This window comes from Terriglobales bacterium (assembly GCA_035651995.1).
In the GTDB taxonomy this organism is placed as follows: domain Bacteria; phylum Acidobacteriota; class Terriglobia; order Terriglobales; family Acidobacteriaceae; genus DASRER01.
Map to the genome: position 1 here is coordinate 347,172 of DASRER010000002.1, position 14,952 is coordinate 362,123.

At 65.3% G+C, this 14,952-nt stretch carries 12 protein-coding genes; 8 read left to right on the forward strand and 4 right to left on the reverse strand.

Annotated elements, in window-relative coordinates:
• Position 1 precedes the first annotated feature (1 nt).
• From VFA60_01730 to VFA60_01760, 7 genes are all read left to right on the forward strand, one after another.
• Positions 2-2,299: a hypothetical protein gene (locus tag VFA60_01730; protein ID HZQ90493.1), complete on the forward strand. Its 2,298-nt coding sequence runs from the start codon at positions 2-4 to the stop codon at positions 2,297-2,299.
• A gap of 71 nt (positions 2,300-2,370) precedes the next feature.
• Positions 2,371-2,979 (forward strand): isoprenylcysteine carboxylmethyltransferase family protein, encoded by a 609-nt coding sequence (locus VFA60_01735; protein HZQ90494.1) that lies wholly within the window; start codon positions 2,371-2,373, stop codon positions 2,977-2,979.
• Positions 2,976-4,280 carry an FtsX-like permease family protein gene (locus VFA60_01740; GenBank protein HZQ90495.1) on the forward strand — a complete coding sequence of 435 codons (1,305 nt, stop codon included), beginning with the start codon at positions 2,976-2,978 and terminating at the stop codon, positions 4,278-4,280. The genes VFA60_01735 and VFA60_01740 overlap by 4 nt, the downstream gene beginning before the upstream one ends.
• Positions 4,281-4,348: 68 nt before the next feature.
• Positions 4,349-4,735 carry a VOC family protein gene (locus tag VFA60_01745; protein ID HZQ90496.1) on the forward strand — a complete coding sequence of 129 codons (387 nt, stop codon included), beginning with the start codon at positions 4,349-4,351 and terminating at the stop codon, positions 4,733-4,735.
• A gap of 193 nt (positions 4,736-4,928) precedes the next feature.
• Positions 4,929-5,663, forward strand: coding sequence for an ABC transporter ATP-binding protein (locus VFA60_01750; GenBank protein HZQ90497.1), 735 nt, complete (start codon positions 4,929-4,931; stop codon positions 5,661-5,663).
• Between the two features lie 206 nt (positions 5,664-5,869).
• Positions 5,870-8,320, forward strand: a complete 2,451-nt coding sequence (locus VFA60_01755) for an ATP-dependent Clp protease ATP-binding subunit (GenBank protein HZQ90498.1) — start codon at positions 5,870-5,872, stop codon at positions 8,318-8,320.
• Between the two features lie 316 nt (positions 8,321-8,636).
• Positions 8,637-9,572, forward strand: coding sequence for a trypsin-like peptidase domain-containing protein (locus tag VFA60_01760; GenBank protein HZQ90499.1), 936 nt, complete (start codon positions 8,637-8,639; stop codon positions 9,570-9,572).
• A 47-nt stretch (positions 9,573-9,619) separates the two neighbouring features.
• Here VFA60_01760 and VFA60_01765 read toward each other — a convergent pair whose 3' ends face one another.
• Complete coding sequence (locus VFA60_01765) at positions 9,620-11,467, reverse strand: chloride channel protein (protein ID HZQ90500.1); 1,848 nt, start codon at positions 11,465-11,467, stop codon at positions 9,620-9,622.
• A gap of 1 nt (position 11,468) precedes the next feature.
• Positions 11,469-11,933 (reverse strand): helix-turn-helix domain-containing protein, encoded by a 465-nt coding sequence (locus tag VFA60_01770; GenBank protein HZQ90501.1) that lies wholly within the window; start codon positions 11,931-11,933, stop codon positions 11,469-11,471.
• Between the two features lie 181 nt (positions 11,934-12,114).
• On the opposite strand from VFA60_01770, the gene purB reads away from it, so the two are divergent.
• Complete coding sequence (gene purB, locus VFA60_01775) at positions 12,115-13,485, forward strand: adenylosuccinate lyase (GenBank protein HZQ90502.1); 1,371 nt, start codon at positions 12,115-12,117, stop codon at positions 13,483-13,485.
• Positions 13,486-13,506: 21 nt separating this feature from the next.
• Here the strand turns inward: purB and VFA60_01780 are convergent, their stop codons facing one another.
• A complete protein-coding gene (locus VFA60_01780; GenBank protein HZQ90503.1) occupies positions 13,507-14,025 on the reverse strand; it encodes a DoxX family protein in 519 nt (172 codons plus the stop codon).
• A gap of 84 nt (positions 14,026-14,109) precedes the next feature.
• Positions 14,110-14,856 (reverse strand): nickel pincer cofactor biosynthesis protein LarB, encoded by a 747-nt coding sequence (larB, locus tag VFA60_01785; protein HZQ90504.1) that lies wholly within the window; start codon positions 14,854-14,856, stop codon positions 14,110-14,112.
• Between the last annotated feature and the right edge of the window lie 96 nt (positions 14,857-14,952).

A 14,952-nucleotide genomic window follows, 5' to 3' on the forward strand; every position in this document is an offset into this window, starting at 1 on the left:
TATGAGAAAGACGGCGCTCGTACTGGTGGCGGTGGCTCTGCTGGCCGCGTTCGGCTGGGCCGAAGGAACGCAGACGTGGACGCAGACGCGTTTTGAAGAGTTCGTGAAGGGTACGGCGAAGGGTGTCGCCATCCGCAGCGACGGCACGCTGGAGCTGGCGCCGTCGTTCAAGAACGTGGCAACGACGCCTTCGACGTACATCTGGGCCATCGCGTCGGACGCGGAGGGTAACGCTTACGTGGCGGCGGGATCGCCGGCGCGCGTTTACCGCATTACGCCCACCGGACAGAGCACCGTGGTCTTCCAGCCGCAGGAATTGCAGGTGCAGGCGCTGGTGGCCGACAAAAACGGCTCGCTCTACGCGGCGACGTCGCCCGACGGCAAGGTCTATAAGATCGAGCGCAAGAAGGTCGAGAAGGGCCAGTCCGCGCCGCCGCCGGCCGCCGACACAAAAGCAGCGGCCGCCGATTCGGGATTCATGTCGTCCGTCTACTTCGATCCGAAAACGAAGTACATCTGGGACATGGCGCTCGACGGCAAGGGCCAGCTCTACCTGGCGACCGGCGATCGCGGCGAAATTTTCCGCGTGGTGGCCGCGAACGAAGGCAGCGTGTTCTTCAAGAGCGATGAGGCGCACATCCGCGTGCTGGCCTTCGACCGCAGCGGCAACCTGATCGCCGGCTCGGACGGCAGCGGCCTGGTGTACCGCATCTCGCCGGCGGGCGAGGCGTTCGTGCTCTACAGCGCGCCGCGCAAGGAGATCACGGCGCTGGCCGTCGATGCGCAGGGCAACATCTTTGCCGCGGGTGTGGGCGAGAAGCGCAGCACGCCCGCGTCAACTTCTGCGCCGAGTATTCCGCTGCAGCCGCCGCAGTCGATCAGTTCGATTGGTGGAAGCGGCGCCATCGTTGTTACCGCAACGCCCACGCCGCCTGTCAACTTTGGAACCGGCCCGAGCACGACCGCCCCCGGCGGATCGGAGGTCTACATGATCGCGCCCGATGGCTCGCCGCGGCGCATCTGGTCCGGACGCGAGGACATCGTCTACGCGCTGGCATTCGACGCGAAGGGCAACCTGGTCGCCGGCACCGGCAATCGCGGGCACGTCTATCGCGTGCAGGCGAACGGCGAGTTCACCGACCTGGTGAAGGCGGGCGCGAGCCAGGTGACAGGATTCGCGCCGGCGCCCGATGGCGGGCTCTATGCCGCCACCAGCAACCTGGGCAAGGTGTTCCTGCTCGGGGCGGGCCCGGAGGCGGAGGGCACGTACGACAGCGACGTGTTCGACGCGCGCGTCTTTTCCAAGTGGGGCCGCGCCGAAGTGCGCGGCAACGGCGTGTACGAAATCTGGGCGCGCAGCGGCAACGTGGACAATCCCGACCGCAACTGGAGCCCGTGGAAGAAAGTTGACCTGCTGCACGACATGCCGCTTGACGTGCCGCAGGCGCGCTTCGTGCAGTGGCGCGCGGTGCTGCGTCCTGGACCGACGCCGCCGGTCATCGAGAGCCTGGGGCTGAACTATCGCGCCAAGAACATGGCGCCGGTGATCGAAGACGTGGCGGTACAGACCGGCGCGCGCTTCAATCCCGCGCCCAAGATCAGCAACGACAACGCGCCGGTCACCGTGGGCGGCAATCAGCCGCCCGCGCCCCGGTTCGAAGTCGCGGCCCCCGCCACCCGCGATCGCGATTCCATCGCCGTGCGCTGGACCGCGCGCGACGACAACGACGATCAGCTTGTTTACTCGGTCTACTACCGTGGCGACGGCGAGTCGGCGTGGAAGCTGCTGAAGGACAAAGTCACCGACAAGTTCTACTCCTGGGACGCCGGCTTGCTCCCCGATGGCGGCTATACGATTCGCGTGGTAGCCAGTGATGCACCCTCGCATTCGCCCGACGAAGCACTGACGGCGACAAAAGAGAGCGCGCGGTTTGAAGTGGACCACACGCCGCCCATGGTGCAGGACCTGGTGGCGCGCGTGGAGGGCGGCGAGGTGCACGTCACGTTCCGCGGCATGGACACGTTCTCGCCCATCAAGCGCGCCGAGTACTCCGTTGACGCAGGCGAGTGGCAGTTCGTGGAGCCCGTCGGCCAGCTCTCTGACGCGAAGGTAGAGAACTACGACTTCGAAATGCCCATCACCGGCGTGGACGTGAAGTCACCGGAAGACCGCACCGCCCGCGGCAGCGAAAAGGCCGCCGTTCCTGCCCCGAAGCCGGCCGAGCACGTGATCGTGATTCGCGTGTACGACCGGTTCGACAACATGGGGACGGGGAAAGCGGTGTTCACGTCGAAGTAATACTCATCTGACGATCTGGCGATCGCCCGATGACCAGATCGTCAGATCGCCGGATTCGCTAGAATCGCCTCATGCTGCGTGTGCTTCTGCACATCGCCTGGCTGCTGGGCGCCGTGTACGCCACCATTCCCGGCTTCTGGCTGGCGGCGCATCCCTTTGCCGAGCGTTGGCGGACGCGGCGGGCGCCGTATCGCGTGCTGGCGCCGCTCTGGGCGCTGATGATCTCAGCAACGCTCGCCGCCACCGGGCCGTGGCGCGAGGTTCTTCTGTATGAAAGTCCGTTTTCACTGCTGGGTGGCGGCGTGTTGCTGGCGGCAGCGATCTTCGTCTACCGGCGAGCGCGCCAGGGATTCACTCAGGAAATGCTGATAGGACGCACCGAGCTGGAGCAGGGCCGCGAGCAAAAGCTGGTGACCGGCGGGGTTCGTGATGTGGTGCGGCATCCCGTGTACCTTGCTCATTTGCTGGTCCTGATGGCGCTGACTGCGGCTGCGGGAACGATCGCTTTGTTCGCGATGCTGGCATTCGCCATCGCGACCGGCATCTTGCTCATCCGCGCTGAAGACGCTGAACTCGAGCGCCGCTTCGGCGATGAATTCCGCGCGTGGAAGCGGCGCGTGCCGCACGCCGTCTTGCCGTTGCCGGGCGCGCGCTCGCAGGCGCAGCGAGGTGGAGCGTGAAGTTCGAGCTGTTCGTCGCCGCTCGCTATCTGCGCGCCAAGCGGCGCCAGGCCGTGATCGGCGTCATTACGGCGATCTCGGTGGTCGGCGTGGCGGCCGGTGTGGCGTCGCTCATTGTGGCGCTGGCCATCACCAACGGATTCCGGCAGGACCTGGAGCAGCGCCTGCTCGGCGCCAGCGCGCACGTGCAGCTCATGCGCGCCGCTGGCGACGGCATCAAGGGATGGCCCGAGCTGGTCTGGCGCCTGCAACAGCAGCCGCAGGTGAAGGCGGCGGCGCCGGCGATCTACGAACAGGTGCTGGTCTCGCGCGGCGCTCGCGCGACCGGCGCCGTGCTGAAGGGCGTCGTCCCCAGCGAAGAGCGGCGCGTGAGCGAACTGTTGAGCTTCGTCACGCTGGGATCGGCGGCGGCGCTGGAGCCAGGCGCGGCGAGCGAAGCGGCGGGCAAAGGCCCGGCCGGGGGCGGCCGCGCTCCATCCGACCAGGTGGAAGACGCGGCGCCGCAGCCGCTTCCGCCCATCGTTCTCGGCAAGGACATGGCCGACGACCTGGGCGCGACCGTCGGCTCGGTAGTACTGGTCACCAGCCCGCAAGGCGAGCTGACGCCCTTCGGTATCGTCCCGAAGTATGTGCGCTTCAAGGTGGTCGGCATCTTCCACTCCGGTTTTTATGATTACGACAAGTCGTGGGCGTTCACGCGGCTCTCCGACGCGCAGCGACTGTTTGGCCTTGGCGACCTGATCAGCGTGATCGAGTTCAAGGTGGACAACGTTGACCGCGCCGGAGAAATCGGACGCGAGATCGAGCAATCGGCCGGCGCCGGGTTCCAGACGACGAACTGGATGGAGCAGAACCGCGCGCTGTTTCGCGCGCTGCGCCTGGAGCGCGTGGTCACGTTCATCACCATCGGGCTGATCGTGCTGGTGGCGGCGCTGAACATTCTGATCTCGCTGATCATGATGGTGATGGAGAAGACGCGCGACATTGCCGTGCTCATGTCCATGGGCGCCAGGCGCGGCCAGGTGCGGCGCCTCTTCATGGCGCAGGGCGTGCTGATCGGCGTGATCGGGACGGCGCTGGGCCTGGTCGCCGGCTACGTGCTGGCGTGGGCCGGCGGGCACTATCACTGGATATCGCTCTCGCCCGAGGTTTACTCCATCGACTATGTCCCCTTCGCGCCGCGCGTGATGGATGGCGTGCTGGTGGCGGCGGTGGCCCTGGGGATTTCGTTCATCGCGACCGTCTACCCGAGCTGGTCCGCGTCGCGGGTGTTGCCGGCCGAGGCGTTGCGGTACGAATAGCGATGTTCGAACTTTGTCTTCGCGGCAGCTCGCTACCGGATTAAAGTGATGCCGAGAACGGAAACGCGATGAAACGCACTTGGACGATTATTGGCGTAAGGGACGTGCCGCGAAGCTGCAAGTGGTACCAGGCGCTCTTTGGCCAGCCCGAGACGCCTCCGAACCATGACCACTTTGGTCAGATCCTGGATACGGATGGAACCGTCTTGCTCTGTCTTCACCAGTGGGGCGCGCACGATCATCCCCCTTTGATGAGTCCGGACGAGGCGCCACCCGGCAACGGGCTGCTGTTGTTCTTCCGCGTCGACGATTTCGACCTGGCACTGAAAAGAGCGCGCGCTCTCGTCACGCGGTTCGAAGAGGAGCCGCACGTGAATCCGAACACTCGAACCAGGGAATTTTCACTCCGGGACCCGGACGGATACTACGTCACGATCAGCGCGCTCTCGGACTGAGCGCCGAGGCCGAAAACTGCCCTCAAAATCCAGCCTTTCCTGCTATCACTTTGGTAACCTTCGGACAGCACTGCCGAGCGGCAGGCCAGCGTCAAACCCGCGTCTGTAGGGTAGAAAGGTTGTAAGCTCCGCAATATTGCGGAACCCCAGGGGACGCGGCGCAATGTATCGCAAAGGATAACCGCTGCATCCAATGGAACAGGGAGACATCCTGCGGGCGGAGCGATTGCGGAAGGTATACCGCTCCGGCACGTCGGAACTCGTGGTCTTTGACAACTTGTCCTTTCGCGTGGCGAAGGGAGAGATGGTGGCCATCGTCGGCGAGTCCGGGAGCGGCAAAAGTACCTTGTTGCACATCCTCGGGCTGCTTGATAGGCCTTCGGAAGGTGACGTATACTGCGCGCAAAAGCGGCTGAAATCGCTCTCAGACGATGAAGCCGCCGATTTTCGAAATCGCGAAATTGGATACGTCTGGCAGTTCCACTATCTGCTGCCGGAGTTTACGGCCCTGGAAAACGTGGCCATGCCCTTGCTGTTGAGGGGGCTGGCGGCGTCCGGGGCCAACACACAGGCGCAGAAGTGGATCGGCGAAGTGGGGTTGCTGCCGCGGGCGCACCATAAAAGCGGTGAGCTGAGCGGCGGTGAGCAGCAACGCGTTGCCATTGCCCGGGCGCTGGTGACGGGGCCGCAGCTGCTTCTGGCCGATGAGCCGACCGGCGATCTGGATGGCAGAACGGCCGAGGCGGTATTTGATTTGATCGCCAGGTTACATCGCGACCACCGGCTTACCTCCCTCATAGCCACACATAATCTTGCGTTCGCGCGGCGCTGTTCGCGCGTGTTGCGCCTTGTCCCCTCCTCGGGAGCGGGACCGGCCGCCGCCGCCGGACGCCTTGAGGAAGTTGAGCCGGAATCGCTTCCCGCTTGAGCGGCTTGGCAAGATGAAGCCGCCGGCGAAGGGACAAAGAGAGTTTGCCCGGTTGGAGTCGCCAACCAGCGAAGCCGGCCGGTTGTCGCACTTGTTGGACGGGCCCGCTGTGACGGCGCGTCCTTGGTGATTCAGGGAGAGGCACAGGGCAAGGAAGGGGCCGGGCAAGGTCGGGGGGGCCCGGAGGGCTTCCGGAAGAGGGATTCATGTTTGAACGCTACACGGAAAAGGCGAGACGCGTAATTTTCTTCGCGCGCTACGAAGCCAGCCAGTTCGGCTCTCCGTACATCGAGACCGAGCACCTGCTGCTCGGCCTGCTGCGTGAAGACAAGGCGCTGACGAACCGTTTCCTGCGCAGCCACGCGTCGGTAGAAAACATCCGGAAGCAGATCGAGGGCCACACCACGATTCGGGAGAAGGTTTCCACCTCGGTTGATCTTCCTCTTAGCAACGAATGCAAGCGCGTGCTCGCCTATGCCGCCGAAGAGGCGGAGCGGCTTTCGCACAAGCACATCGGGACCGAACACCTGCTTTTGGGGTTACTGAGAGAAGAGAAGTGCTTCGCGGCGGAAATCCTGCATGAGCGCGGGCTGCGCCTCTCGACCATCCGCGAAGAGCTGGCGCGCAGCACGCAGGAGAAGAGCGCGCCGCAGCGTTCGCGCGAGTCTTCCCTGCTCTCGGAATTTTCACGCGACCTGACCCAGGCCGCCATGGACACGCAGCTCGATCCGCTCGTGGGACGCGAGCAGGAGCTGGAGCGCGTGGTCCAGATCCTCTGCCGCCGCACCAAGAACAACCCGGTGCTGATCGGCGAGCCGGGCGTGGGCAAGACGGCCATTGTGGAAGGCCTGGCACAGCGCATTGCCGACGGCGAGGTGCCGTCGTTCCTGGCCGACAAGCGCATCCTGGCGCTCGACCTCTCGCTCATCGTGGCCGGCACCAAGTACCGCGGACAATTCGAAGAGCGGCTGAAGACCATCATGAAGGAACTGATGGAGAACCAGAACGCCATCATCTTCATTGACGAGCTGCACACGCTGGTGGGCGCCGGTTCGGCCGAAGGCTCGCTCGACGCTGCCAACATCCTGAAGCCGGCGCTGTCGCGCGGCGAGATCCAGTGCATTGGCGCGACCACGCCGGGCGAATACCGCAAGAGCATCGAGAAAGACCGGTCGCTGGAGCGGCGCTTCCAGTCGGTCAAAGTTCCGCCGCCGAACGAAGGCGATGCGGTGAAGATCCTTTACGGCATCAAGGACCGCTACGAGAAGTTCCACGCCGTCAGCTACACCGACGAAGCCATCAACTTCAGCGTGGCGCATTCGAACCGCTATATCCCCGACCGCTTCCTGCCCGACAAGGCAATCGACCTGATCGACGAAGCCGGCGCGCGCGTGAAGCTGCGCCAGACTTCGCTGCCCGACGAGATCACCGAAGTTCAGAAGCGGATCAAGTTCATCGTGCACCGCATGGAGAACGCCATCGCGAACCACGAGTTCGAGAAGGCGCGTTTCTACTCTGACGAGGAGCGCAAGGAGCGCGAAAACCTGCGCGCGCTGCGCGAAAAGTATCACCTCGATGAATCGTCCACCGGCGTGGTGAACCGCGAAGACATTGAAGACGTGGTTTCGCGCTGGACGGGCGTGCCCATCGCCTCGATCAAGGAAGAAGAGAGCAAGAAGCTGCTGCGCATCGAGGAAGAACTGCACAAGCGCGTGATCTCGCAGGAGCGCGCCATTTCGGCGCTGGCGCGCGCCATCCGGCGCTCGCGCGCCGGCCTGAAGTCGCCCAACCGGCCGATCGGCTCGTTCCTGTTCCTCGGTCCTACGGGCGTGGGCAAGACGGAAGTCGCGCGCACGCTGGCGCAGTTCCTGTTCGGCAGCGAGAAGTCGCTGATCCGCTTCGACATGTCGGAATTCATGGAGAAGCACTCGGTCAGCAAGCTCATCGGCTCGCCCCCGGGATACGTGGGCTACGAAGAGGGCGGCCAGCTCACCGAGCGCGTGAAGCGCGCGCCCTACTCGGTCGTCCTGCTCGACGAAATCGAGAAGGCGCACCCGGACGTGTTCAACATCCTGTTGCAGGTGTTTGAAGACGGCCAGCTCACCGACGGCCTGGGCAACACCGTGGACTTCAAGAACACGATTCTTGTCATGACGTCGAACATCGGCGCGCGCCACCTGCAGAAGCGCACTGGCCTCGGCTTCCAGACCGAGAAGGAAGACGTCATCTCGACCAAGGTCGAGGACATGGTGAAGAACGAGGTGAAGCGCACCTTCAACCCCGAGTTCCTCAATCGCCTCGACGAAGTGATCATCTTCAACGCCCTGACCGAGCAGGACCTGATCCAGATCCTGGAGCTCATGGTGCAGCAGCTCAACCAGAACCTGGCGCAGAAGTCGATCACCATCACGGTCACCGAGGAAGCCAAGAAGTGGATCCTCGACAAAACCATCGTGGACCGCAACTACGGCGCGCGTCCGCTGCGCAGGGCCTTGCAGAAGTACATCGAAGACCCGCTCTCGGAAGCGCTCATCCAGGGCTCGATCCTGACGCGGCCCGCGTTCATCGAGGTCTACCTGGAGGGCAACGACCGCCTCTTCTACCGCCCGGTCGGCGAAGAGAAGACCGACGGCGTGCTGCTCTACACCGCCGAGTAGGCCGCATCCCAACGCGCTGGCAAATCAGCCGCCGCTCACCACGGCGGCTGACTGCTTTTGTGAACGTTTGTTGTCGCCTGGTCGCGCTCAACTCCGCGTCAGCCGGGTTGCCTCACGTGCAATGCGCCCGGCCATGGGCGGCAGCCGTCCCAGACATCCCGCCAACTTTCCCGCGAAACCAACATGGTTGAGCGTTTGCCAGAGGCGGACGCGAGCCGCGCCTGACGGCCGGGCCGAACACGAGTGACGGGAACCTGCAAAGGGACTTTTCAGGCGTGACCGATCGGCACAACAGTGAAGCGGCAAGAGAGCAGTTGTGCACGGTCTACTCAGTCTTGCCCGCCAGGGAGCGGTGGCGGCCACGGTCGCCATTGGACTCACCAGCCTCTTCTCGGTCGCGCCATCGACACCACCCACCGGCCCGCTGGAGCAACGCATCGCGCAGCTCTCCGCCGAAGTGCGGCAGCTTGAGCAGCAGCGTGACATGCCGGCGCACATCCTGAGCCGGCACCGCAATTCCATCTGCTACGTGTACGCCGTGTACCGCTTCGACGGGGTTTCGCGCTGGATGCAGCCGCCGCGCATGCACCTCTCGGGCACGGGATTCGTTGCGGCGGAGGGCTGGATCGCGACCAACCGCCACGTGGCCGAGCCGTGGTGGGGCGACGAAGAGGCCGAAGTGCTGCGCGTGCACGGCGGCCGCCCGAAGCTGGAGCGCCTGCTGGCGTTTTTCCCCGGGCTGCGCGCGCCGCTGGAGCTGACGCAGGTGACGCCGGCGCCGGGCAATGACGTGGCGCTCGCCCACTTTGTTCCGCCGGCGGGGGGCGCGCCGCCTCCCCTGCAGATCGCCGCCAATGCGCCCGAGCCCGGCGACGCGGTGCTCGTGCTTGGCTATCCCATGGGCCTCGAAGGCTTGCTGGCAAAATCGCCGAAGCTTGTCTCCCGGCAAGCCTCGCGCGCGCCCGATGAGCTGGCCGCGGCGCGCAGGCTTTCGTCGCTGGCGTTGATTCGTCCCTCCGCGACCCAGGGACACATCGGCGACGTGGTCGGCGATAAGCTGCTCTACGACGCCAGCACGGCGCGCGGCGCCAGCGGCGCACCCGTGTTCAATGCGCGCGGCGAAGTAGTCGGCATCAACACCGCCTATCTGGATGGCTTTTCGGGCGGAACGCTGGGCATCTCGGCGAACGTGCTCCGGCCGCTGCTGGAAAAAGTGCAGCCGGCCAACAGCGCGACCGTCGCGGCGAAGTAAGCATCGTTGCGCCAGGCACGAACGCCCGGCAGGCGCCAGGATTGCAACTATCGCTGTGAGCGCGCCAGGCGCGGCATCCAGCCGGGCTCGCGCACGTGCTCTTCATGCAGGCGGCGCATGCGCGCCTGCAGCACCTGAGGCCGGCCCAGGTATCCGATCACGCGTCCTGGCGCGCGGCGGTCCATCACCGGCAGGCGGCCCACGCCGCGCTCCAGCATCTTGTGCAGCGCCTCGTGCAGCGTTTCGTCGGGATAGGTGACGACCACAAGCTTGCGGCCCACCTCGCCGACGGTGACCTCGCCCGAAGGATGCGAGTCGAGCGCCCGCAGCAGATCGCCGCGGGTAATGATGCCGCAGAGCAATCCGTTGGAATCCACTACGGGAAGGCCGTGATGCGCGGTCACTTCGGGATCGCGTTCGGTGATGCGCCGGCTGAGTTCGGCGACCGTCATGCCCTCGGGGACGCACGGCGCCTCGCGTGACATGACTTCGCCCACCGTGACCTGCTGCAACACATCGGCCTCATAGTCGGTGTGGATGCGCAGCCCGCGGCGCGCCAGCTTTTCCGTCATGATCGAAGTGCGGCTCAGCAATAGAGCGACACCGTCGGCGATTACCGTGACCAGCATGAGCGGCAACACCGCGTTGTAGTCGCGCGTGATCTCGAAGGCGAAGATGATGAACGCGAATGCCGCGCGCGAAGCCGCGCCGAACACCGCGCCCATCGCGACCAGCGCGTAGGCGCCCGGCTGCGCGTGCAGGCTGGGAAACGCGCGGTTCATTCCCATCGCGTAGGCGCCGCCCATGGCCGCGCTGGCCATGAACATGGGCGCCAGCAGGCCACCCGACGTCCCCGAGCCCAGCGAAACCACCAGGGCAAGCGACTTGAAGAACGCCACGGCGAGCAGCGCTTTGAGTGGCAGGCTGCCGTTGAGGATGTCGGAGATCGTGTCGTACCCGACGCCGAGCACGCGCGGGACGAAGTAGCCGATCACGCCCAAGCCGAGCGCGCCGATGGCAGGCCACCACATGGGATCGAGCGGGAGCTTTTCGAACAGGTCTTCCGTCCAGTAAAGCACCTTGCTGAAGCCCACGGCGGCAAGCCCGCAGATCAGGCCGAGCACAACGTACATTGGCAATGCGCGCGGGATGCCGAAGTCGAGGCTGCCCACCGTGAACATCGGCCCCGGGCCAAGCAGCATGACGTGGACGCTGGTGGCCAGCGTGCTCGCAATCACCAGCGGAATGAACGAGCGTGATTTGAATTCGAAAAGCAGCAGCTCGATCGCCAGGATCACGCCCGCAATCGGCGTGCTGAAGGTCGCGGCCATGCCGGCCGCCGCGCCGCACGCCAGCAGTACTTTTCGCTCCGCGGCGGTGACGTGCAGCAATTGCCCCACCAGAGAGCCGAGCGCGCCGCCCGTCTGAATGATGGGCCCTTCGGCGCCGAACGGCCCGCCCGTCCCAATGGCGATCGCTGCCGATACCGGCTTCAGGATCGCGACCTTCGGCTCGATCCGGCTGCGGGAAACAAGCACCGCCTCCATCGCCTCGGGAATGCCGTGTCCGCGAATCTTCGACGAACCGTACTTGGCCATCAGGCCGACGACCAGCCCGCCCATGACGGGAACCACGATGACCAGCGCGCCCAGGGTGTTGTCGCGCGGGCTGACCAGCTCGAGCGAGACGCGATGGTAGAACACCAGGTTGGTGAGCAACGCGATCAGGTTGTAGAGCAGGTAGGCCACCAGGCCGGCGGCCACGCCGATGAGCGCGGCCAGGAACGACAGCAGCACCAGCCGGTCGCGAACACGGCCGGTCGTGTCGGAAAGGTCTTCGATGGCGGTCCCTGCGGCGCGGGATTCAGATGGCGCGGGTCGGGTGGCGGAATCCATGTCAGCTTTCGGACCTCGCAAACGTGTCTCCGTGTGGTTGCCCCGTTCGGCGGCTCGAGCGCCGGGTGAGTGCGCGCAAAATGCTGACCAGCGCCGGGGCGGCCTGCCGCAGCGCTTCGCGATGGTGCAGTGTGAGCCGGCGCAGCACCCGCAACGCCGGCGGCCGGAGCGCAATCACCACGCGGCGCCGGTCGTCGCGCGCGGGAACACGCCTTACCAGCCCGCGCCGCGCGCTGCGGTCGATCAGCTCGACCGCGCTGTGGTGCTCAATCTGAAGCCGCTCCGCGATGGCCCTGATGGACGCCTTGCCCGGGCCCAGGCCTTTCACGGCCAGCAGCAGCTGGTGCTGCTGGGGCTCCAGGCCCGCAGCACGCGCCGCTTTCTCACTGAAGTGCAGGAAGCGGCGCAGTTCGTAGCGGAAGCCGGCAAGTGCGCGGTAGTCGGAAGCGGTGAGGCTCGCGGTCACAAGTGATATATATCGTATCACGATATATTCAAAAAGATCACCACTCCTCCGTGCCGCGTGTCACCCCGGCGGCCCGAGACGCATGCATTCGCCGATCTGCCCGAATTTGGCCGCGCGCAACGCAGCCGGTACAATCAAGGGTTCCAGTGCTGCATCGGGACGCGACCGGAGAGGAGACGGCGTGATCGCGCGCTACACCCGCCCCGCCATGGGGCGCATCTGGACCGACGAAAACAAGTTCCGCACCTGGCTGCGGGTGGAGATTGCAGCCACCGAAGCGCTGGCCGAGGCCGGCAAAGTGCCCAAATCGGCGGCCCGCGCCATTCGCGAAAAGGGCGACTTCGATCTCGCCCGCATTCAGCAGATCGAGGCCGAGGTGCGGCACGACGTGATCGCTTTCACCACGGCGGTCGCGGAAAAGATCGGCCCCGAGTCGCGCTGGCTGCACTACGGTCTTACCTCCAACGACGTGGTGGACACGGCGCAGGCGATCCAGCTCAGCGAGGCCTCCGACATCATCGCCGACGGACTGAAGCGCCTCGCCGGGGTCTTGCGGCGCCGCGCGTTCGAGTTCAAGAACACGCCGCAGATCGGGCGTACACACGGCATCCACGCTGAGCCGATCACGTTTGGGCTGAAGCTCGCCAACTGGTACGCCCAGGTGCAGCGCGACATCGCGCGCTTCACCCGCGCCGCCGACGAGATGCGCGTGGGCAAGTTCTCCGGAGCGGTCGGCAACTTCGGACATCTCGATCCCGCGCTGGAAGAGGCGATTTGCGCGCGGCTGGGACTGAGGCCGGCGAACATCTCGACACAGGTCATCCAGCGCGACCGCCACGCCGCCTACGTGGCCACGCTGGCCATGATCGGAACGACGCTCGAGACAATTGCCACCGAAATCCGCCATCTGCAGCGGACGGAAGTGCGCGAGGCGGAGGAATATTTCAGCGAAAAGCAGAAGGGCTCGTCGGCCATGCCGCACAAGCGCAACCCGATCACCAGCGAGCAGATTTGCGGCCTGGCGCGCCTGCTGCGCGGCAACACGCAATCCGCTCTGGAAAATGTCGCGCTATGGCACGAGCGCGACATCTCGCACTCGTCGGTCGAGCGCGTGGTCCTGCCCGACTCGACGATCGTTGCCGACTACCTGCTGGACAAGACCGCCGCGCTGGTCGAGCGGCTGGTGGTGTATCCGCAGCGCATGCTGGCCAACCTGAACAGCACTGGCGGTCTGGTGTTCAGCGGACAGTTGCTGCTCGACATGGTGGAGGCAGGCGTGCTGCGCGAGCAGGCGTATCGCATCGTGCAGCGCCACGCCATGCGGGCATGGAATGAAGGGCTGAACTTTCGGCAGCTCATTGAGCGCGACCCGGAGGTCGCGCGGCGGCTTTCCCGCCAGCAAATCGAACGGGCCTTCGACCTGAAGCGGCAACTGCGCAACGTGGACGCGATTTTCCAGCGGGTTTTCGGGCCGCTGCCCGCCCCGGCCACGGCTCAGGCGAGCAGCCAGCCAACCGGCAGCCGGCGGCGCAACAAGAAGCGCCGCCGCTGAAGGACGGTCCCGGCCGCAACCTCAGGCCGTCGGCCGCAGACGTACTTCACCGCGCTCGACCGGTCTCCGAGTACGCCCAAGCACGTTGTCGAGCGCGAAGGCTCCGGGTCCGGCGATGGCCACCGTCAGCAGGGCAACGAACAAGACCAGCACGAACTCGACTCCCCCCTTTTGAATGAAAAACCCGTTCTTCAGGTGCACCTGAAAGAACGCGACCGCCATGCTGAAGGCCACGGGCAGCGCGGCAATACGCGCGAACAGCCCGAGCAGCAGGAGCGCTCCGCCGAGGAATTGCGTCAACGACAGCAACCACGCCGACAGGTCCTGAAACGGAATTCCGGACTTGGCCATTCCGGCCGCCACGGCCGCGTGACCCCAGACAAACAACATCTGCCAGCCGTGCGCCACGAACACGATTCCCAGGACTGCGCGCAGCGGCGCAAGTCCGAGTTCGGGACTGCGGGAGATTCGTAGATCCATCTGAGCCTGCCTCCCTCCCGCAGCCTCCTTCCGCGCCGCGGGATGTGTGTTGCCACACATAGATTTCGGCCCATCGCCACGGATGCTTTTTCTCTCAGAATGGGCTCTTACGTGGGATGTGATTGAATCCGCGCGGGTTGCGGTCTACAGCCGATTGATCATGCTGGCCACGTAACCGGCGCCAAACCCGTTGTCGATGTTCACCACGCTGACGTTGGAGGCGCAGGAGTTGAGCATGCCGAGCAGCGCCGCCAGCCCGTCGAAAGAAGCGCCATAGCCGACGCTGGTGGGCACGGCGATGACCGGTGCGCTCACCAGTCCGCCCACTACGCTGGGCAGGGCCCCCTCCATGCCGGCGCACACGATCACCACGCGCGCTTTAGTCAACGCGGCGCGGCTGGCGAACAATCGATGGATGCCGGCCACGCCCACGTCATAAATGTGCTGCACGCTGTTGCCCATCACCTCGGCGGTGACGAGCGCCTCTTCGGCCACCGGAATATCGCCGGTGCCCGCCGAAACCACCGCGATCACGCCCTTGCCATAGCGCCGCTTCTGCTTCCGCAAAACGATGGCGCGCGCCAGTTCGCGATACTCGGCGCGGGGAACGAGCCTGCGCACCGCGGCAAAGTGGTCCGCCGTGGCGCGCGTAGCCAGCACGTTGACCTGGTGCTGCGCCATGCGCGCGAAAATGCCGGCCACCTGCTTGGGCGTCTTGCCCTGCGCCAGGATCACCTCAGGCATGCCGGCGCGCAACGTGCGATGGTGGTCCACTTTGGCGAAGCCGATGTCCTCAAAGGGCAGGTGACGCAGGCGCGCGACGGCCTCGTCGGGCGAAAGCTTGCCGGCGCGGACCTGCTGAAAGAGCCGCTTGATCTGGTCGGCAGTCATGAAAGCCGGGTTTCGCGTTTCACGTTTCCAGTTTCGAGTTTCGAGCTTCAACTTGCAAGCGCAAACGGGCGGCCGCCGGCGAGAAAAGGCAAAAGC